The sequence below is a fragment of the Lactobacillus sp. UCMA15818 genome (assembly GCF_030400225.1).
GTDB lineage: Bacteria > Bacillota > Bacilli > Lactobacillales > Lactobacillaceae > Liquorilactobacillus.
This window is the reverse complement of sequence record NZ_VJYB01000008.1, coordinates 51789-73450: the sequence shown is the minus strand read 5'-3', so window position 1 is coordinate 73450 and position 21662 is coordinate 51789. Positions and strand designations below refer to the sequence as shown.

General features: G+C 36.9%; 18 protein-coding genes and 1 tRNA gene. 12 read left to right on the top strand and 7 right to left on the bottom strand.

Annotated elements, in window-relative coordinates:
* Window positions 1-163 precede the first annotated feature (163 nt).
* The 3 genes from FFX44_RS09605 to helD all read right to left on the bottom strand — a co-directional run bounded on the left by FFX44_RS09605 (window position 164) and on the right by helD (window position 3598).
* Complete coding sequence (locus FFX44_RS09605) at window positions 164-754, bottom strand: sigma-70 family RNA polymerase sigma factor (protein WP_289980407.1); 591 nt, start codon at window positions 752-754, stop codon at window positions 164-166.
* Window positions 755-973: 219 nt separating this feature from the next.
* Window positions 974-1046 (bottom strand) — tRNA-Thr (locus tag FFX44_RS09600).
* Between the two features lie 281 nt (window positions 1047-1327).
* On the bottom strand, window positions 1328-3598 hold the full coding sequence (gene helD / locus FFX44_RS09595) for an RNA polymerase recycling motor HelD (RefSeq protein ID WP_289980406.1): 2271 nt from the start codon (window positions 3596-3598) through the stop codon (window positions 1328-1330).
* Between the two features lie 328 nt (window positions 3599-3926).
* On the opposite strand from helD, the gene trpS reads away from it, so the two are divergent.
* Both trpS and FFX44_RS09585 read left to right on the top strand, forming a co-directional pair.
* The gene (trpS, locus tag FFX44_RS09590; protein WP_289980404.1) at window positions 3927-4940 is read left to right on the top strand and encodes a tryptophan--tRNA ligase; all 1014 of its coding nucleotides are present in this window, start codon (window positions 3927-3929) and stop codon (window positions 4938-4940) included.
* A 37-nt stretch (window positions 4941-4977) separates the two neighbouring features.
* Window positions 4978-5919 carry a Ppx/GppA phosphatase family protein gene (locus FFX44_RS09585; protein WP_289980403.1) on the top strand — a complete coding sequence of 314 codons (942 nt, stop codon included), beginning with the start codon at window positions 4978-4980 and terminating at the stop codon, window positions 5917-5919.
* Window positions 5920-6226: 307 nt separating this feature from the next.
* Here FFX44_RS09585 and FFX44_RS09580 read toward each other — a convergent pair whose 3' ends face one another.
* Complete coding sequence (locus FFX44_RS09580) at window positions 6227-6982, bottom strand: hypothetical protein (RefSeq protein ID WP_289980401.1); 756 nt, start codon at window positions 6980-6982, stop codon at window positions 6227-6229.
* Window positions 6983-7078: 96 nt separating this feature from the next.
* Between FFX44_RS09580 and FFX44_RS09575 the strand changes: the two genes are divergently transcribed.
* From FFX44_RS09575 to ispE, 8 genes are all read left to right on the top strand, one after another.
* Complete coding sequence (locus tag FFX44_RS09575) at window positions 7079-8350, top strand: hydroxymethylglutaryl-CoA reductase, degradative (RefSeq protein WP_289980400.1); 1272 nt, start codon at window positions 7079-7081, stop codon at window positions 8348-8350.
* Window positions 8343-9296: an IpaB/EvcA family protein gene (locus FFX44_RS09570; protein ID WP_289980397.1), complete on the top strand. Its 954-nt coding sequence runs from the start codon at window positions 8343-8345 to the stop codon at window positions 9294-9296. Before FFX44_RS09575 ends, FFX44_RS09570 begins: the two co-directional genes overlap by 8 nt.
* A 119-nt stretch (window positions 9297-9415) precedes the next feature.
* On the top strand, window positions 9416-11455 hold the full coding sequence (gene metG / locus FFX44_RS09565) for a methionine--tRNA ligase (RefSeq protein ID WP_289980395.1): 2040 nt from the start codon (window positions 9416-9418) through the stop codon (window positions 11453-11455).
* Between the two features lie 68 nt (window positions 11456-11523).
* Complete coding sequence (locus FFX44_RS09560) at window positions 11524-12291, top strand: TatD family hydrolase (RefSeq protein WP_289980393.1); 768 nt, start codon at window positions 11524-11526, stop codon at window positions 12289-12291.
* Complete coding sequence (gene rnmV / locus FFX44_RS09555) at window positions 12288-12851, top strand: ribonuclease M5 (RefSeq protein WP_289980392.1); 564 nt, start codon at window positions 12288-12290, stop codon at window positions 12849-12851. The genes FFX44_RS09560 and rnmV overlap by 4 nt, the downstream gene beginning before the upstream one ends.
* Window positions 12841-13737, top strand: a complete 897-nt coding sequence (rsmA, locus tag FFX44_RS09550; protein WP_289980390.1) for a 16S rRNA (adenine(1518)-N(6)/adenine(1519)-N(6))-dimethyltransferase RsmA — start codon at window positions 12841-12843, stop codon at window positions 13735-13737. Before rnmV ends, rsmA begins: the two co-directional genes overlap by 11 nt.
* Window positions 13738-13831: 94 nt before the next feature.
* Complete coding sequence (locus tag FFX44_RS09545; RefSeq protein WP_003687218.1) at window positions 13832-14074, top strand: Veg family protein; 243 nt, start codon at window positions 13832-13834, stop codon at window positions 14072-14074.
* Window positions 14075-14206: 132 nt separating this feature from the next.
* Window positions 14207-15067 (top strand): 4-(cytidine 5'-diphospho)-2-C-methyl-D-erythritol kinase, encoded by an 861-nt coding sequence (gene ispE / locus FFX44_RS09540; RefSeq protein ID WP_289980384.1) that lies wholly within the window; start codon window positions 14207-14209, stop codon window positions 15065-15067.
* Here the strand turns inward: ispE and FFX44_RS09535 are convergent.
* The 3 genes from FFX44_RS09535 to FFX44_RS09525 form a co-directional block, all read right to left on the bottom strand.
* Window positions 15064-15939 (bottom strand): polysaccharide deacetylase family protein, encoded by an 876-nt coding sequence (locus FFX44_RS09535; RefSeq protein WP_289980383.1) that lies wholly within the window; start codon window positions 15937-15939, stop codon window positions 15064-15066. The genes ispE and FFX44_RS09535 overlap by 4 nt on opposite strands.
* A gap of 321 nt (window positions 15940-16260) precedes the next feature.
* Window positions 16261-17649, bottom strand: a complete 1389-nt coding sequence (gene argH / locus FFX44_RS09530; protein WP_289980382.1) for an argininosuccinate lyase — start codon at window positions 17647-17649, stop codon at window positions 16261-16263.
* 2 nt (window positions 17650-17651) lie between these two features.
* On the bottom strand, window positions 17652-18887 hold the full coding sequence (locus FFX44_RS09525) for an argininosuccinate synthase (protein WP_289980380.1): 1236 nt from the start codon (window positions 18885-18887) through the stop codon (window positions 17652-17654).
* Window positions 18888-19489: 602 nt separating this feature from the next.
* Between FFX44_RS09525 and FFX44_RS09520 the strand changes: the two genes are divergently transcribed.
* Window positions 19490-20668 carry an aminotransferase class I/II-fold pyridoxal phosphate-dependent enzyme gene (locus tag FFX44_RS09520; protein ID WP_289980379.1) on the top strand — a complete coding sequence of 393 codons (1179 nt, stop codon included), beginning with the start codon at window positions 19490-19492 and terminating at the stop codon, window positions 20666-20668.
* Between the two features lie 2 nt (window positions 20669-20670).
* Window positions 20671-21657 (top strand): D-2-hydroxyacid dehydrogenase, encoded by a 987-nt coding sequence (locus FFX44_RS09515; RefSeq protein ID WP_289980378.1) that lies wholly within the window; start codon window positions 20671-20673, stop codon window positions 21655-21657.
* The last annotated feature ends 5 nt before the right edge of the window (window positions 21658-21662 follow it).

Here is a 21662-nt window from a genome sequence, read left to right as displayed (position 1 = left end):
TTGTTTTTGAAGGTGCTGGCTGCAACCAGTGCTTTTTTTATTTTCAATTATACCAAAAGAGCTACACTAGAAAAATTATTATTTTTTCTAATGTGGCTCTTTTACTTAGGACTTATGGCACAGCCCCTTTTTTTTTGTGTGAATAAACGTATTTAATAAAGAATTAAAAAAGCTCTTCAGTCAACTTATTTTTACAACGATTGACCGCCCGATTAACTTTATTTTGTGGTTCTTTAAGTAAAATAGCAATTGCCTCCGGAGATTGATATTTAAAATAGAGCAACGAAAAAACATGATATTCAAAGTCTGAAAGTAAGGAAGGTAGCCGGTTGATGGCTTCATTAATAATAGTTGTATTTTCAGGAGAAATATGAGAGACTGCAGATTTTGAGTAGTATTCACCCTGTGTTTCTAAGATGTTTTCAAAAGATTCAGCAAATTTATCTGCCTGACGTTTTGTTGCACTTTCTTTACGTAAGATACTGCAAAAGCAATTCAGCAAACTTTGTTGATAAAATTTACCAAATGTAATTTTTCCACCTATGTTGTACGCCAAAACTGTCTGGTAGCAAACAATTCGTGCCTCTTGCAACAAATCGTCTATTTCATAAAATCTAAAATGATAGCGATTAATTGAATTCAAAACAAGTGGGCGATATTGTAAAAATAATTTTTGAAAATCTTCATTGCTGTTAGCACTTCTAATATTTAAGATTTGTTCAATTGTGTTATTATTATTTAAAGAAGTTTTCATTCTATTAACGCCACCATTCTTTTTGATATATTTATTATTTAATAATATCAGGCATAGCGATAATAAAAAGAGAAGCTCTTCTCAAAATAGTAAATAAATTTTCTAAAAAGTTACCTATACAAATAGAGACAAAAAAAGACTGCGGTATGAAGTGCTCCAAAATCGTTGCACCTCATTAATGTAACAAACCATTGCAGTCTTTTAAAATATAGAAACATAAGCCACTTACCGGATTTGAACCGGTGACCCCCACCTTACCATGGTGGTGCTCTACCTGCTGAGCTAAAGTGGCAATAAATACCAACTCAAATAGTATATTATATCGTATTAATAAATGCAAGACCTGAAGAGTGATAGATATAATTGGATTAAGATGTGAAATAAGTTGAAAAAATTTGAGTACTAACTCTAAATTACGAACACAGTGAGTAATTTGCTATGAGAAATTCAAAGTCAGACATCAAATGAAGTGCCCCATAATAGTTAGATCTCAAAAAATCTAATTATTATGGGGCATTTTTTATGATCGAATATACAAGTAAATGCAAAATTAAATTAATAATAATGAAAGAACTATTTTTGCTTAAATGTAATATCCTGTTCAATGGCAAAGAGGTCACTAGGAATAGTTGTTATTAGATTTGAGACTCCTTTAACACTAATTAAGACTAAATCATGCATAGCTCTTGAACAGATAGTGTAGAGAATTCCACGAGAAGAATTAGCGGCAAAGTTATTCTGGGAAACCTCAAAAACAATTACTGCATCAAACTCAAGTCCTTTTGCTAAGTAAATAGGTAAGAGAACAAGACCCTTAGGTAGTGAGCGGTCGTTGTTTGTAATCAGTGTTGGTGCATCTTTAGCCTTGCAAGAACTCAATAATGTTTTACACATTGCAATATCCTTTGTAATTATAGCAACTGTTTCATTCTTTTTGAGTAGCAATTGTGCCTCTGATAAGAGTTTTGCAACAGCATCGGATTCATTGGTTAGTACTAGTTTTGGTAATGAACCTGACCGTGTGAAAGCCTGAATCTTATCACCATCAGGTAGTAATGCTTTCATAAACGAAGTAATTTCGAAAGTTGAACGATAGCTTTTATTCAGTTCAATCATTCTAGCCTTTTTAGGGTTAATTGTTTGCCTAAGTGATTCCATTAATTCCTGCGGTGGTTGAATCTCATGAAATAATGCTTGTTCGCTATCACCCAAAAGCGTGAGGTGTGCATTTGGGAAGGCTGCATGCAAATAATACATCTGCGCAAGCGAATAATCCTGCATTTCATCTATAAAAAGATGCTGAATTGAATGATTTTGTCCTTCACCAGTTATTTGATCACGCAGGTATAAGAGCGGGGCACAGTCGGCGAGCCGAATTTGGTGATATTCTAATTGATTATTGAATGTTCCAACATCATCTGGTAATATTTTTTCCAAAAAGTCGTTATATTGATGATATATATCTATGAAGTAATTATTGTAGATTGCTTCGTAGATTGGTTCAAACTTAGCGCTAACAATTTTATTACTAAGATAAGTTACCTCAGCTTCAATATCTTCAAAACGGCCTCTTTGATAATCCCCTAGGAGCGAATAATATTCTTCTTCAGTTAAGCTATCAATTTTTTTGAGTACCCATTGAGCATTTAGTTCCTTCTTTATTTTCTTTTTTAGTTCTTTAATAAGGATATTTTTAAGTTCAAAGTGTCGCAAATAATGCGGCTGAGCTACGGGTAGCTTGGAATATAGCAGTCTGATTTCGGAGCTTGAAAAAATCACTTGATCAATAAGAATTAAATCATTAAAGAAAAGATGTGAATTATCAAGTCTCGTTACATATTCTTTGATTTTATGCATAAAAGCAGTATCTTCTTTGACGGTAATTTCAGTGTTATCAGAGGTCTTACTCTTTTTTTCGAATTTGTCAAAAAGAGTTTCAACCTTTAATCCCTCAAAGCGTTGGGCAAAGAATTCGGCAAGAGTTACTTGGCGCATATTCCGTTCACCTAAACTAGGAAGTACCTCTGAAATATAGTGACTGAACAGCAGATTGGGTGAGAACAAAACGATTTGTTCTGCACTTAAGTCAGCACGGCTATGGTATAGAAGGAATGCAATACGTTGCAAAATTGCAGAAGTTTTACCACTGCCAGCAACGCCTTGGACAATTAACAAGTCGTGTGTAGTATCACGAATGATATCATTTTGTTCCTTTTGAATAGTGGATACGATATTATTCATATATTCATCGCTTTGCTCACCTAGCATTTCCTGCAAAAGTTCGTCGCCAACTGTCTCGTTGGTATCGAACATATTAGTGATTTTCCCAGATTGAATTCTAAACTGTCTCTTTTTCAAAAGTTGAGCTCTTTGTTTGCCCATCGGGGTAGTATAGCTGACAGTTCCAAGTGTACCGTTGTAGTAGATACTTGAAATAGGTGCGCGCCAATCATAAATTAGAAAATTTCCCTGCTCATCATTGAAAGAAGACGTTCCAATATAAAGTGTTTCAGGAGAGGGCTCACCATCTTCATGAATATCTATTCGACCAAAATAAGGTGAGTTCCGCAAATCAGATAGGAGGCTAATTTGTCTATTTAAAATTTTTTCGGTTTCCACATTTTTTGCAACTAATTGTTTTTGCTGCTGTACCTCAGCGTTGGTCTCCATTTGATCATCAACTTCAAAAGTATTGATCTTAGCATTCTGAACATAGTTTTTTTCAACAGATGAACGTTCGGCACGTGCTTTTTTATATTCATGATGAGTCTTTGTGAGTGAGCTCTCAATCTTAGCAACAATGGTATCAACTCTTTTTTGTTCGGAATTTCTTTCTTTATCCAATAGAATCTCCTTTTCTGTTCTTTAGTAGAGAATAATGTTATCACAAACAAGACGAGACAACAATGTAAGAAGCTTTTGACTTTAGTAAAGTCTTTGCGGTAAAATGAAACTATTCAATGATCAGGTTAGTAGTTTGATTATAACAGAGATGCATTATCTAGCTGAGAGATGCAAAAGCAAACGAATTGGACTGGGAGAATATAAAATTAATAAAATATGTTGTAATGAGAGGCAGTTTATACTGCAAGATAGGTGGCACCGCGCTTAATTACGTCCTATTGCTATTTTTAGCAATGGGATTTTTTATTTTGAAAGGAGTAATTTGACAATGAAAAAAACAATTTTAACTGGCGACCGACCAACGGGGAAGCTTCATATTGGGCACTATATCGGCTCATTAAAAAATCGTGTTAAACTACAAAATACCGGCGACTACAATACTTTTATCATGATTGCAGATCAGCAGGCACTTACAGACAATGCACGTGATCCAGAAAAAATCCGCAAGTCATTAATCGAGGTCGCGCTTGATTACTTGGCTGTTGGAATTGATCCAGCGAAATCAACTATTTTTATACAATCACAAATTCCTGCTTTAGCTGAATTAACAACCTATTATCTCAACTTAGTGACCGTCTCTCGCTTGGAACGAAATCCTACCGTGAAGGCAGAGATTCAGCAGAAGAATTTTGAGCGCTCCATACCAGCAGGCTTTTTTGTTTATCCAGTGAGTCAAGCAGCAGATATTACGGCTTTCAAAGCAAATCTAGTGCCAGTCGGCGATGACCAGGAACCAATGATTGAACAGGCACGTGAAATTGTTAGAAGTTTTAATACCATTTATAGACAAGAGGTCCTTGTTGAGCCAGAAGGAGTTTTCCCTGAAAAGGGAGCTGGCAGATTGCCTGGATTGGATGGCAACGCAAAAATGAGCAAGTCATTAAACAACTGTATCTACCTTTCAGATGATGCAGATACCTTAAAGAAGAAGGTCATGTCGATGTATACAGATCCTACTCATATTCATGTGGAGGATCCAGGGAAGATTGACGGCAATATGGTGTTCACGTACTTGGATATCTTTGATAAAGATAAGGAAAAAGTTGAACAATTAAAACAAGAATACCAAGCTGGGGGATTAGGGGACGTTAAGATAAAACGTTATTTGAATGAGGTTTTGGAGACAAAATTCGGACCAATAAGAGAACGACGTGCAGAATTTGCTAAAGACATTCCTGCCGTGTATGATATCCTAAAAGAAGGAAGCGCCCGTGCTAATGCGGTTGCAGAACAGACTTTAAGTGAAGTTAGAGCCGCAATTGGTGTTAATTATTTCAAGTAGTTCTGACAAATGATGAATGAAGTTGGAGGAGATTTGTTTGAAAAATTTGGTAGTTCTTGATTTTGGTTCTAATTCAGTTCGATTATCAATCAATAAAATGGAAAAAATTGGTAACGAACATCGATTTGCTGAAGTGAAGAGATTGAAGGAAACAACGCGACTTGCTGAGGGAATGGGGAATGAGGGCCGAAAAGAATTATCCGCAGGAGCTATCAAGAGAACTATTCAAGCAATTAGGAATTTTAAGCGGATCTATCAGGGGTATTCGGATTATCAGATATTGTCAATTGCAACAGCAGCAGTCCGTGAAGCAACTAATAGTCAGGAATTTATTGATGAAATCTTGGCTTTAACTGGTTCAAGAATCCGTGTTTTATCTGGGAATGATGAGTCCTACTATGACTATTTAGGTGTCATTTCAACTTTGATGCTCAAAGATTTCTTGATTGTGGATATGGGTGGCGGAAGTATGGAACTTGCCATAGTAAAGAAACGGTGTTTAATACATTCTATTAGTTTACCTTATGGTGCGGTAAGTCTAAGTGAGCAATTCTGTCGAAAGGGTACTTTATCTGACGAAAGCTTGAAAACATTCAAGCGCTTTAGTGCTAATCTATTTGCCGAATTACCATGGTTGAACAAGGCAAAAGGCTTGCCGGTAGTCTTATTAGGAGGATGTAATAGGACCGTTGCACGAATAAAGCGGGCAGAGGAAGGGCATTCGGACTTAGATAACATCCATGGTTATGAATTGGCTGTTGCTGATTTTAAAGAAATTTATACCAATCTACTAAAATGTTCTACTGAAGAACGTTTGAATATCAAAGGAATGGAAGAATCACGTTCTGATATAATTCTTGGTGGAATGACGCCACTTGATGTATTGTTTGAGCACTTGAATAGTAAGAAGATAATTTTTTCTGAGAGTGGAGTACGTGAAGGACTGCTGTATGAGATGATCAACGAGAAGAAATTATAGTCTGCAGTTCATCTGTTTGAGCAGATAACAGTAAAAAATTATCTTCAGCATGAGGGGGCTGGGTCAAAAGTTAAATTTTGATTCAGTTCCTCTATTTATTTCGTATAAACGTGTTTCATAAGTCAAAATTCTTCGTCTAACTTTCCCGCTTATGGTAAACTCCCTTTTACTAATTTTGATAAATGTATTCTACAAGGCAAGGTTTCCTGTCTAACCTTGAAGTTTAACGATTTATAACTCCTTATATTTTAATATTATATTATTTGAATGAACGTCTTATTTGATACTCATACTGGAGATAAAGTAATTATTGTTTTGTATAATCTTGTCCTAAAATATTAAAAGACAGCTTTGCAAGGGCTTGTGATTCTTGAAATGCAGTAAAGGCCTTTTTTACACTACTATCTTTATTGAGATAAAGATAGTAGGTTTGAGCAGAAATTGAGGGAGTTGTTTGGTTAGTCTTCAGATTTTCCAAATAAGCGATATTTTTGGATGTCAGTGTAGTATAGTCTATGGTGCTGATAATTGCTGCTCTAGTTCTTTTTGTCATAACGGAATCGATTGCATCAGCAGCCGAAGATTCGCGCTCAAAATGGAGCTTAATGTCTGAAAGAATAAGGCTTTGAGGATAGTCAAGATTTTTGACAAGTGCTATTTTTGCTGTCGTTGCAGTTAGGTTTGATAGCCCTTTGCTTTTAAGAGATACTAATTCATTAGGAATATAGAGATAGGCAGACGCATGCTTTCGTTCTTGCTTGTTTAGTGCTTTTTTGTATAGTCCAATGATTGCAGCATATTTTTGCTTGTTCTGCATTGCAGTTGCAGCAGTTACGGTTTTGAAGACCACCTTTTTATTAATTCTTTTTCCAAGTGCGGTTCCAACTTTTTTGTTGAAAATCATAACTTTTTTATTTTCACCAGAGTTAGTAACAACAGCAACCGTCAACCTTTCTCGGGTGTTGCTCTGGGTGACATGAAAACGAAGTACTAAAAAGAATAGCAAAAATAAACCGAGCAATAAGCCAATGATAATTACTGAAATAGAAGTTTTTTTATGCATAATAAAAGATGTTACTCCTTTGTAGTGTTGATAGATATTATTATATAATGAAAGAACAAGTTTTGTGCAAAATATTAGGATAAAGGGAGATCAGGAATGCAAAATTATGGGAAATTTTATCAAAAGTCATGGGAAGAACGTATAAATCATATCAGTCAAAATGAAAAACTGACAAAAGAACAAATACAGATTTTGAAAAATTCTGCCCACAATAAATCTCTTGGCGATACGATGATAGAAAACTATATAACTGATTATAGCTATCCTGAAGGAATTGCATTCCATTATTTAATAAATAATAAAAGGTATCTAGTTCCAATGGTCACTGAAGAACCATCAGTAGTAGCTGCAAGCAGTCATGGAGCAGCGATTATAGCAAAAGCAGGCGGCTTTTTGGCGAAAACCAGTGAAAGATTGATGATTGGACAGATTATTTTAGAGAGTGTTGAAGATTCAGCAAAATTGATTATAGAGATTCAGAAATTAACAAAAGACCTCTTGGTAGTGGCTGATCAGGCGCATCCTTCACTAAAAAAACGTGGTGGAGGGACACGATGGTTGAAGACGCATATCCTTGCAGAAGATTTAGTGGTACTTAATATTGCGATTGATGTCCAAGAAGCAATGGGTGCTAATATGATTAATACAATGTTAGAAGCTGTTGCTGCGAGACTTGAAGCAGTATTAAGGCAACAAGTGCTAATGTCGATTTTATCAAATTATGCAACTGAATGCCTAGCAAGCACAACTTGCAAAATTCCGTATGAACTATTATCAAAAAATGGATTTGCAGGTGAAATTATTGCACAAAAAATTGTCCAAGCCAGTCGTGTAGCGCAACTGGATACTTATCGTGCAGCAACCCATAATAAAGGAATTATGAATGGAATTGATGCAGTTGTAATGGCAAGTGGTAACGATTGGCGTGCCATTGAGAGTGGCGCACACGCATACGCAGCCAGAAATGGGCAATACAAAGGCCTGAGTACATGGAAAATAAGTGGCGACTACTTAGTTGGAGAATTAGAGATGCCACTGCCTGTTGGATTTATAGGAGGTTCAATTGGAATCGTACCTCTGGTTAGCTTGAATCAAAAATTGATGAAGATTACGAGTGCACGGGAACTTGAACAAATTATCGTCTCTGTAGGACTAGCACAAAATCTGGCAGCTTTGTTAGCACTAGTGTCGGAAGGAATTCAAAAAGGTCATATGAGACTGCAGCTTAAGTCATTGGTTATAGCAGCAGGTGCTAATGTGGCAGAAGAAGCTGTATTAGTTGATAAAATGCTGCAAGCGGATAAACGAGATATAGCTAGTGCCAAGAAAATATTAACGGATTATCGAAAGAAGGATAAAAATGGCTGAAGTTAACTTGAATGAACAGACAAAAGAGTTATTAAAAAAAGCGAGAACTGGCTTTCCAAATGAGATTAAAATTATCTATAAGGACGAGAAAGCGGGGTTTATCAGACATGATCAAGCCCAACAATATTTGAGTGGAGGAAATCTAATAATCGAAATAGATGACATCACTTGTCCTGATTACACACTTACTCACGAGTTGTTACATCTGCTTGTTAGAATTAATAATGTACCAGAGATTATTTTTAACCTGACTACTAAGAATCGGAACTTAGACAATAATTTTCTCGCGACTGGGTTTGAATTATACAATACGGTTTTACACTTTGATGTATATGATATGCAACGGCAAATGGGGCTTTTCACCGAAGAGATTCAAGATTTGTACTTGAAGGGAATTACAGAGACACTTGAACCGGAACCAGAGGCTGAAATAGACGATGTGATGGTTTTAAGAATAGTACAGTTATTTGATGCGCTCGTCTTTTTTGGAAAAGAAGTTCAAAAGGTTGCAGATGTTTTTGAACGAGATTATCCACGTGCTTATCGTGCGGCAAAACAATTATTTGAGGTAGCAACAAAAAAAGGTTTGGCTGGGGTCCAAGGCCTTCATCGTGCAATAATTCGTGTGTTTACACAGTTTGATGAATGTTTGGATGATCTTGGCTTGATGGGAATGAATCTACGTGAATTTGTCACTTTGACACCCGTAATCAGTGAACGACAGTTAAAATTAGAAGTTCGCCAGGTTTTTAATGTTAAAAATTCACAAATGCATGATGTGTATCAGGACAAACCAGCATATATAGGTTTAGGAATGTATAATGGGCAAAACTCGTTTGTAATTACCGCTCCCACTGTGGATTCGGATAAGTTTTTCAAAGATTTATATGGAATGAAAGTTGAGGCCTTTTTTGATAAGTTTGAATTTCCATATCTAAAACGTTAATTTTTAATTTTTTAAATTTGATATCATTAAATATGATATACTTATAATAATTAACAATCAATTTAAAATGGGGAAATAGGTCATAATTACTGTGAGACCGTACGAAAGGATTTGAATTAATGGGCACAAGAGAAAGCTTCTATATTACAACACCAATCTACTATCCATCAGGGAAGCTGCATATCGGCAACTCTTATACTACAATTGCATGTGATGTAATGGCACGATACAAGAGACTACAAGATTATGATGTCTTCTTCTTAACAGGAACAGATGAACATGGACTTAAAATTGAACAAAAGGCTGAAGAACTTGGAGTCACACCAAAGGCTTACGTTGATGAGATGGCGGCGCAGATTAAAAAGCTTTGGAAATTACTTGAAATTTCAAATGATAAATTTATTCGAACAACAGATGACTATCATGAGTCAGCAATTCAAAAGATTTTTATGAAACTTTTGGAAAAAGGCGATATTTATTTGGGTGAGTACGTTGGTTGGTATTCAGTTTCCGATGAGGAATACTTTACTGAATCTCAGCTAGCAGAGGTTTATCGTAATGAAGCTGGGGATGTTATTGGCGGCAAAGCACCGTCTGGGCATGAAGTTGAACTCGTTAAAGAGGCATGTTATTTCTTCAAGATGAGCAAATATGCCGACCGCTTGGTTAAGTATTATGATGAACACCCTGATTTTATTATCCCAACTTCGCGAAAAAATGAGATGCTGAATAATTTTATTAAACCGGGATTGGAAGATTTAGCAATTACACGAACGACATTTAACTGGGGAGTAAAAGTTCCTAGTGATCCAAAACATGTTGTTTATGTTTGGATTGATGCACTTTGTAACTATATTACTGCTCTTGGTTATGGAACTGAAAATCAAGAGTTATTTAACAAGTTTTGGCCTGCCGATATTCATATGGTGGGTAAGGAAATTGTGCGTTTCCATACAATCTATTGGCCAATCATTTTGATGGCACTTGATTTACCATTGCCAAAGCATGTGATAGGACATGGCTGGTTATTAATGAAAGATGGTAAGATGTCTAAGTCGAAAGGTAATGTTGTTTACCCAGAAATGCTGGTTGAACGTTACGGTTTGGATGCACTACGCTATTATTTGATGCGTGCTGTACCGTTTGGCAATGATGGAGTGTTTACGCCAGAAGACTTTGTGAATAAAATCAACTTTGATCTGGCAAATGATTTGGGAAACTTGCTGAACAGAACCGTTGCAATGATTAATAAATACGATGATGGAGCTGTACCTGAATTGAGATCCAATGTTACTTCTTTCGATGAAGACTTAGAAAAAGTTGCAACACAGATGATTGCAAATTATCAAAAAGAAATGGATGAAGTTCATTTCTCGAATGCCTTGGCAGAAGTATGGACACTTATTAGTCGAACTAATAAGTATATTGACGAGACCGAGCCTTGGGTGTTGGCAAAGGATCAAGCGTGTAAGAACGAGTTAGATAGTGTATTAGCTCATTTAGTAGCTAGTTTGAGAATAATCGCTATTTTATTACAGCCGGTTTTAACACATGCTCCGAAAGAAATTTTTGCTCAACTTGGATTGATGCACAATAATATGGAAATCAAGGATATCTCCTATACCGATTTACCAAGTGGTGCCAGAGTTGTTAAAAAAGCAACTCCGATTTTTCCACGCTTAGATGTTGAAGAAGAAGTGGCATATATTCAATCCAAAATGACTAAAAATGAAAAAGCAAAGGGTAGAAAAGCAATGGCAGAGGCTGCAAAACAAAAGCAAGAAGACGATAAAAATGTCTTAGAGAAGCCTGAATTAAATTTAACAAAGAAAGAAATTCGGTTTGATAAATTTGATAAGGTTGAGCTCAAAGCAGCTGAGATTTTAGCTGTTTCACATGTCGAAGGGGCAGATAAGTTACTTAAATTCAGCCTTGATGCAGGTGATCAGGCGCCTAGACAAATTCTCTCGGGGATTGCTAAGTGGTATTCCAAACCAGAAGAATTGGTTGGCAAGAAAGTTATAATTGTTGCTAATCTGCAGCCACGCAAAATGCGCGGAGAATTGAGTCAAGGGATGTTGTTATCTGCTGAATATGGCGATAAAGTTGAACTTTTAACTATTTCTGAGGCGATTCCTAATGGTTCATTAATTGGTTAGAAACATAAATGGAGTCTTTTTCGCATTTTTTGTGAGATTGACTTCTTTTTGTTGGTAAAGGAGAAAGTATGGAAATATTCGATTCACATACACATATAAACGCGCCACAGTTTGATAATGATATTCCGGATGTTATTGAAAGAGCAGCAGCTTTAGACGTCACAGCAATGTTAGTTGTTGGGTATGATAAAAATAGTACAGAAAAGCTAAAAATGTTAATCAAGACTTTCCCACAAATTTATGGGGCTGTCGGATGTCATCCAGAAGATGCAGCAAAATTTGATGAAGCATATATTAATCAAATTAAAGAAGATCTCAGGATGGATAAGTTGAATGTACTGGGAGAAATTGGACTTGACTATCACTGTACTGTTGATCATCAACAGCAACAGGATGTATTTCGTACGCAAGTGCGCCTAGCACATGAACTCAATGTTCCAGTTACAATTCATAATCGAGATGCTTTTGGTGATGTTTATCAGATTTTAAAAGATGAGGATGTCGCTTCAATTGGTGGAATTATGCATAGTTTTAATGGTGATGCAATCTGGGCTAAGAAGTTTTTAGACTTAGGAATGAAGCTCTCGTATAGTGGCGTTAGCACATTTAAGAACGCAGCAGAGGTACGCGAAGCTTTCATGGTGACGCCATTGAATCGGATCTTGGTAGAAACTGATGCACCGTATTTGGCACCTGTTCCTTTCAGAGGAATGCGAAATGAACCGGGATATGTAAGATATACTGTCGAGTATTTGGCACAGCTTAAAGGAATTGAGGCAGGCATTCTGGCAAAGCAGACGTATCAAAATACAATGGAGATTTTAGGTATAAGATGAAAAAAATAAAAGAAGTTTTAGTTGTTGAAGGCAAAGATGACACAAAGCGCATCAAAATGGCTGTCAATGCAGATACGCTTGAAACACGCGGCTCTGCAATTAGTGATGAAACAATTGAACAAATCGCACAGCTGCAAGAAAGCAGAGGGGTGATTGTTTTTACCGACCCTGATTTCTCAGGTGAAAAGATCCGTAATATTATTACACGTGAGGTTCCTGGTGTTAAGCATGCTTTCCTGAATAAAAAGGATGCAGCACCTAGTGCAAAGGGAAGTCTGGGTGTAGAACATGCGTCTGTTGCGGTAATTAGGGAGGCCTTAGCTAATTTGTACACAGAGGTTCCTGATTCTGAACCATTAATTACGAGGGAAGATTTATGGGATCTTGGATTATTAGCTGGTTCGACTGCCAAAAAGAAAAGAGCATTACTGGGAGAAACTTTGAAAATCGGATATACAAATGGTAAACAATTATATAATCGACTTAACTTGTTTCAAATTACACCAAGACAGCTTAAGGATGCATTAGACGAAATGGGGGATGGACAAAATGAAAAATGAAAATCCAGAGATTGCTTCGCCAGTGCGTACTCGTGCAATTATGGAAACTTATGGCCTTAACTTCAAAAAGAGTTTGGGACAGAACTTTCTAACAGATATTAATATTCTGCATAAGATTGTCGCGGCCGGAAATGTTTCAGCAGACGATGATGTGATTGAAATTGGTCCTGGAATAGGTGCGTTGACTGAGCAGATAGCTAAGTCAGCTCATCAAGTCTTGGCACTTGAAATTGATGAACGATTGATATCGGTATTAGCTGAGACACTAGGCCAATATGATAATGTAAAGATTGTCTTGCAAGATATTTTGAAAGCGAACTTAGAAGAAGTAATTAAGAATAATTTTGATGGAAAACATTCAATTAAAGTTGTTGCCAATTTACCGTACTACATTACTAGTCCGATAATCATGCATCTGTTGGCTACAAAAATTAATTTCGCAGCAATTGTAGTGATGATGCAAAAAGAAGTAGCTGATCGCCTAAGTGCACAGCCTGGTACTAAGGATTATGGTGCACTAACAACTCGGGTTCAGTATCAAATGGAGTGTAAAACGGCATTTATAGTCCCAAGAACAGTTTTTGTGCCGCAACCGAATGTTGATTCCGCAATTGTTGTCCTGACACCATTGCAAGAGAAGTATCTGAAGCCATATTCAGAGGAACAGTTCTTTGCACTTGTTAAAGGTTGTTTTGCACATCGCCGTAAGAGTCTGTGGAATAATCTGCAAGGAATTTATGGGAAAGAACCTGTAATCAAGGAAAAAATGCAGCAGGTTTTATCCGATTTGCAGATTTCACCGCAAATTAGAGCAGAAAGACTTAGTATTGATGAATTTATTTTGCTTACGAATAAATTATCTGAAGCTAAAATTATTGAAAAATAATGTTTTTTTAATTGAAATTATTATATGTGTTGTGGTATAATTGCAATTTTTGTGAAACTATGATATAATTTGTTTCACAGGAGAGGTGAAGACAATGCCATTAACATTAGCTACAATCAAAAGTAAGCTTGATAGTTGTATCGGAGAGAACTTAACTGTTGTCGCACAGACTGGTAGAAAGAAAACGGTAAGGCGCCACGGGATATTACGTGAGACTTATCCGGCAGTTTTCGTAGTCGACTTAAATCAAGAAGAAAATGCTTTTGAAAGAGTTTCTTATAGTTATACGGACGTCCTCACAAAAAATATTGAACTTGATTTTAGTGAAGGAGTTTAATATATAACTTAAGTTTGGATTTAAGAATCAAGCCTGTGGATTATTACAAGGCTTTTTTTTATGCAAAAAAAGCTTTTCAAGATACATTATTTTTAAGTATAATGGAATTAAAACATTTGAGTAGGTGACAAGATGGAGATAATTGAAAAGGCACCAGCCAAGATTAACTTATCTTTGGATACTCCATTTCGTAATCTTGATGGCAGTCCAGAGTGGCGCATGGTCATGACTGCAGTAGATTTGGCTGATTATGTCAAGATTGAATCCGCTGGCGACATACTAGGCATACAGGTAGAAACGGATGCAGGATTTTTACCACAGGATCAGCGAAATTTAGCATACCAGGCCGCTAAGAAGATGCAGCAATTATTTGCAGGTCATCAAGGAGTGCGAATCAAGATAAAGAAAAATATTCCAGTTGCGGCTGGAATGGGAGGGGGCTCTGCAGATGCAGCAGCCGTCTTACGGGGCTTAAATAAGATGTGGCGACTGAACTTAACACGAATAGAAATGGCAAAAATCGGACTAACAATTGATTCAGATGTTCCTTTCTGTGTATTTAGTGAAACTGCATTGGTAACCGGCAGAGGGGAAATAATAACCCCACTGGGAGAATTAACACCAATGTGGATTGTTATCGCAAAGCCGCGTGCCAGTGTGTCAACACCCACAATTTTGAAAAAAATATCATATGCAGAACTTTCCCATCAAAATGTGGATGAGGTTGTTGAAGCAATTAGGGAAAAAAATCCCACAAGGCTTTTTAAAGCCATGGGGAATACTTTAGAAGGGTTAACTATTGCGGAGCTTCCTGAGGTTGCAAAAATAAAGGCCAAAATGATTGCTTTTGGCGCGGAAGCAGCTCAAATGACAGGGAGTGGACCAACCGTTTTTGGGTTATGCTCAAAGAAATCAAGAGCACAGCATGTTTATAATAGTCTCAGAGGATTCTGCGATGAAGTTTACCTAGTTCGCCCTTGTAATTTAGACTAATAAGTGGATGCAAGATGTGAAAAAGAATAATTAGACATGCCAGGAGTGACGCGTAATCTGTGCAGAGCAAAGAGTCCCTGTGAAGCTGAGGCAAAACCTGGTGTTGTTGTCAAGCCAAGTTTGTAACCTGCTTGAGAAGCCAATATAGCTGTGGCGTCGTTGTAGCGGCCAACGGGATAGCAAATCATATTTGTATTTTGCTTAAGGTTGCTATCAAGCCAAGCTTTGGATGCAACTAATTCTTGTTTTTGCTGTTCAGCGGTGAGTGTGTTTAATTCTTCATGATGAACAGTATGGCTTGATATGGTGACGAGGCCACTTTTTTTCATTGTTTTTAAATCTTGCAATGTAAGCATTCCCTGATTTTGTGAAAAGCCAGTTATCATATTGATTGTGACTTTGGAATTTAGCTGTTTAATTACGGGATAAACCGCAGTGTAATTATTTAAGTAGCCATCATCTAAAGTCACCCAGACAATCTTTTTTGATGGAACCTTATTTGTCTTGAGGACAAGGTAGGCTTGAGTGGGTGTCAGCATGTAATAGTGATTTTGTTTTAACCACTTTATTTGATTGGCAAATTGTTCTGGTGGGATACAGAGTGAATTTCCTGGTTTATCTGAGATACTGTGATACATCAAAATCGGAATTTTTACGGGACTAGTAAGTGAAGTCCAGTGCGCAGTAGGATCAGCATGCTTTAACTTAGCAGATTTAGCTTTTTTCCTAGTAGTAACTAGTTGCTTAGCTGATGCAGTATGTTTAGTTACTACGTTTTTTTGACATGAATCTTTTTTCTGAACGATTGGTGCTACGAACACTGCAATTAACAGGATGACAAGTGGTAATATGAACCAAATCTTTTTTTTCATTTTAGATACTCCCCCAAATCAATACACTCTAATTATACATAGTTGTTTAACAAATTAAAATATTTAGTAAAAATATGTGCAAAAGCAAATAAGGTGTGTGCCATAAGTCGGGAAAATTTGAGTACTAATTCGAGGTTAGACGGAGAGTTTTGACTTATAAAACATATTTGTACGAAATAAATAGAGGAACTGAGTCAAAAGTTAAATTTTGATTCAGTTTCTCTATTTTGCTTTTATTATAACATAGTCAAAATTTTTACTTAAATGTAGGAAGAGAAAACGGGATAAGCTGATAAAATTCCAGTCTACTGTCGACAGTATCTAAAGAGTGATATTCAGCTTTTCAGCAGCAAGTGCAACCTGTTCTTTTACTTGTGCAAAACCTGTTCCGCCAAATGAATTTCTCCGAGAAACCGCCTGTTTTGAAGTTAACTTATCGTAGAGATCTTTTTCAATTAATGGCGAAATCTGTTTGAGTTTTGCAAACGGAATCTCCTGTAAAGTTCTATTAGATTGAATTCCTGCTAAGACTAATTCGCCAACAATTCCATGTGCTTGGCGGAAAGGCATCCCTTTGCTAGCAAGATAGTCTGCAAGTTCCGTTGCATTTGAAAAATCTCTTTCTGTTGCGTGCAGCATTTTATCTTGCTTGATTTTAAGCGTTTCAATCATTCCAGTGAATATTTTAATACTTGGAATAAGTGTCTTGACAGTATCAAAAACACCTTCTTTATCTTCTTGCATATCTTTGTTGTAAGCAAGAGGAATGCCCTTCATTGTTGTTAGAAGAGATTGAAGATGGCCAAAGACACGCCCACTTTTTCCACGAATAAGTTCTGCCATATCGGGATTCTTCTTCTGTGGCATGATTGAGCTACCAGTAGAGTAACTATCGTCTAGTTCTAGATAGCCAAATTCATAACTGCACCAGAGAATGATTTCTTCGCAAAAGCGTGACAGATGAACCATTAGGATTGAAGCGTTACTTAGGAATTCTAAAACAAAGTCTCGGTCGGAAACGGCATCAAGTGAATTCGAATAAGGTACACTAAAATCCAAAAGTTCAGTAGTATAAGCACGATCGATTGGGAAGGTAGTCCCTGCTAAAGCGGCTGCACCAAGCGGATTAATATCAGTATGCTTGATATTAAATTCAAAACGTTCGATATCACGCTGCAACATCTCATAATAAGCAAGCAAATAATGAGCATAAGAGATGGGTTGTGCATGTTGAAGGTGCGTATATCCAGGCATAATTGTTTCAACATTTGCAGCAGCTTTTTTTACCAAAACGACTTGCAAGTCATGGAGCACGGCGATAATCTCTGGCAGCCGGTTTTTTAAGTAGAGATGCAAGTCAGTGGCAACTTGGTCGTTACGACTTCTGGCGGTATGCAACTTACCAGCAACTGGACCAATCTTTGCTGTCAAAATAGTCTCAATATTCATATGAATATCTTCCAAAGAGGTCTTGAATTCAAGCTGATTATTTTGCAAATCTGCTTGAAGATCCTGCAGACCAGCTATTATTTTAGCAGCATCTTCTGCAGGGATGATCCCGGTTTTCTTGAGCATCTGCGCATGCGCGATAGAGCCTGCAAGATCTTCATGTGCCATTTCTTGATCAAAGCTGATTGAAGCTCCAAATTCATCTATCCAAGCAGCACTTTGATTTGAAAAACGTCCACCCCAAAGTTTACCGTTTGCCATAATTACTTAACCTCGCTAGGAATTGCTGATATTTCAGTTTCTTCATTTTTTTGCTGTACTTGTGCATATACTTGAGAGGGTAGTCCCCATAATTTGATGAAACCAGCAGCAGCAGCTTGATCAAATTCATCAGCAGAAGTATATGTTGCAAGATTTTTATCATAAAGGGAATTTGGTGATTTACGCCCCATGCAAATTGCATTTCCTTTGAATAATTTAACTCGAACCGTGCCTGAAACATTTTTTTGTGATTCTTTTAGGAAAGCAGTTAGAGCAGGCATAATCGGCGAGAACCATAACCCATTATAGATAATTTCACTCAATTTTTGTTCAATAACTGGTTTAAAATGGGCAAGATCACGCTCTGAAGTCAAGTCTTCTAGGTCCTTATGAGCTTTCAGCAAGACTGTCGCAGCTGGGCATTCATAAACTTCACGAGACTTGATACCTACCAGACGATTTTCAATATGATCGATTCTTCCAATTCCGTGTGCTCCAGCAATCTTATCTAGATTCATGATTAATTCTGAAAGTGGATAGAATTTACCATCTAGTTCTGTGGGAACACCATTTTCAAACGTAATTTCAATCGTGGTTGCAGTATCTGGAGCATCTTCTAAAGCAACTGTCCGGTCGTAAGCATCTTCTGGTGCACTAGCCCAAGGATCTTCTAATATTCCACACTCATTTGCTCTGCCCCATAAGTTTTCATCAATCGAATAGGGACTTTTTTTATTAATAGGAACAGGGATCTTATTATCTTCAGCATACTGAATTTCTTCTTCACGAGACCAGTGCCATTCTCTAATTGGATCTTCGATTTTCATTTCTGGTGCAAGTGCATGGATTCCAACCTCAAAACGGACTTGGTCGTTACCTTTACCAGTGCAACCATGAGCAATTGCAGTTGCCCCATATTCTTTAGCAACAGATACTAGTTTTTTAACAATCAGAGGACGAGAAAGTGCGGATATTAATGGATACTTGTTCTCATAATAGGTATGTCCTTGAAGTGCAATTAAGGCATATTCTTGTGCAAATTCTTCTTTTGCATCAATTGTGATTGACTCGATTGCGCCGACTTCGAATCCCTTTTGCTTAATTTTAACTAAATCCTTGCCTTCACCGACATCAATACAGCAAGCGATGACATCATAGCCTTTGTCTTTCAACCATGCAATTGCGACGGAAGTATCAAGGCCACCTGAATATGCTAAAACAACTTTTTCTTTATCCATTTTATAGTCCTCCTGATTTTTGATTATCTTTGATTGATTAAACTTTAACACCAATATACTTAAAATGCAATAATATTTAAAAAAAAGCTCAAAAAAGCCATTTTATGAATATATATGCTTTTAAAAACGAATATATTCATAAAAAACAAAAAGTATATTGTTATTAAAACTAAAATCCGAAAATATAAATTAAAATAATATTTGAAAATCATGTAAAATGGTTGACAGTAATTGTTAAGTAAGCTATATTTTACTTATTCAATTTTAAGGGGATTTTAATTATGATTAATTCTAATAAGCTTGTACAATTGAATACTTACTATTACTTTTATTTTTTTCACGAGTGTTTGTAACTGATTAATAGATCGGGTGCAGACACGTAGGTAAAGTGTTATGCACCTGTGAGGAAGATAAGAGTTATTTTGCTAGTAGTTTTTAGCAAAGCCACACAGATGTCAATTAAAGAGTCTGTCTGGCCTGAAGCAAGAAAAAGGATAATGCCTAAAACCCAAGCCTGCAGACTTATGAATTGAGTCTGCAGGCTTTTAACGTTGTTTACAAATATTTTAGAAGACCAGTCACATAGAAAGGATGTTTTTAATATGGAACCACTTGTAAAAAGCATGAAGAAGGAACTTGCATTGTTACAGCCATCAGATATACGTTCATTTGATGAGTTTGCTTCAAAAATTCCAGGAATAATCAAATTCACAATGGGGGAACCGGATTTTGCTACACCAGAACATATTAAGCAAGCTGCAATCAAGAGTATTGAAGCTAATCAAAGCCATTATGCACCCTCTAACGGAATACCAGAGCTGTTGGAGGCAACAGCGCATTTTCTTTCTGCAAAGTATGATCAGCACTACGATCCTGCAAGTGAAATTATTGTGACAAATGGAGCAACAGAAGCAATTTATACTGCTCTCACATCAATTCTTAATCCAGGCGACAAAGTAATTATTCCAACACCAATTTTTCCATTATATATTGCAATTACAATCTTGAATCAAGCAACACCAATTTTTGTAAATACATCTAAGACTGGTTTCAAATTAACACCAGCAGATTTAGAGGCAGCACTCAAGAAAAACGGAACTGCCGTTAAGGCAGTTGTATTGAATTATCCCTCTAATCCAACCGGGGTTACATATACACAAGAAGAACTTGATGGATTGGCTGAGGTCTTGAGAAATAAACCGATTTTTGCAATTTGTGATGAGATTTACAGTGAGATTAACTACAAAGGCAAACATGCATCGCTAGTTCACAGCTTGCGCGAACAAACAATTCTCCTCAATGGAGTCTCTAAGTCCCATGCGATGACAGGTTGGAGAATTGGTGTAATGTGTGCCCCAAAAGAGATTACAGCAGAATTGGGTAAAGTACATCAATTTACGATTACTACGACGGCAACGATGACACAAAAGGCGGCAGCCGAAGCATTTGCAAATGGTTTCGATGATGGCCCGATAATGAAAAAGAAATATCAAAAACGCAGAGATTACCTCTTTGACAAATTAACGGAACTTGGATTTGAATGTGCACAGCCGGATGGAGCATTTTATCTATTCGCTAAGATTCCAGAAGGTTTGATTCAAGATGATAAGAAGTTTATTTATGACCTAGCTGAAAAAGGAAAGGTAGCTGTTATTAGTGGCAGCAGCTTCGGACCTGGCGGTGAGGGTTATATTAGAATCAGTTATGCAGCAAGCATGGAAGACATTATAGAAGCAATGGAACGCTTGGCAGTATATGTCAAGGAAAATAAGGAGGACTAAGTTTGAAAATTTTGATGATGAGCGTTAGAGATGATGAAGAAGCCGCTATTAAAAGTTGGTCGGAAAGAAACAACATTAAAGTTGATACCGTTGATTGGGAACTTCATCCAGACCGTGTCTCTGAATTAGATGGTTATGACGGAATTGTTATTCAGCAACGAAGCAAAGTCGAGGACGAAGTTTATCCAGCACTAAAAGCAGCTGGAATAAAACAAATTACGACAAGAACAGCCGGCTTTGATGTAATTGATCTTGCAGCAGCTAAGAAAAATGGTCTTACGATTACCAATGTGCCAGCCTATTCCCCACGATCAGTAGCAGAATTAGCACTAGCACATACGATGAGATTAATTCGTAAATTGGAGTTCTTTGATGAAAGGGCGGCGAGACAAGATTTTAGATGGGCAGGATTGCAGGCAACTGAAATTCATTCACTTACAGTAGGAATTATCGGTGCTGGGCGAATTGGCGGAACAACGGCCAAGATATTTGCTGCCTTGGGAGCCAAAGTGATTGCACATGACTTAGTTGAACGAGAAGAACTGAAACCCTTTGTCACTTATACGAGTAAAGAAGAAGTTTTGCAAAATGCTGATGTAATTTGCTTACATGTCGACTTAAATACTTCAACAGTAAAACTAATAGGTAAAGATGAGTTAGCATTGATGAAGCAAACAGCATATTTAGTAAACGAATGTCGTGGGCCTGTTGTGGACACAGATGCGCTAATAGAGGCACTTGAGCAAAAAGAAATAGCGGGAGCTGCACTCGACACACTGACAGGTGAAGAGAACTTCTTTAATTTCAATCTGCAAGATAAAGAGCTGCCAAGTCAGCAACTTATTAAATTACGCGAGATGAAAAATGTAATTTTGACTCCGCATGTCGGTTTCTTTACAAATATTGCAGTCAAAAATATGGTAGATATTAGTTTAGATGATGTAGTAGCAATTCTTAAAGGTGAGAGAAGTGAACACCTAGTATCTTAAAAACA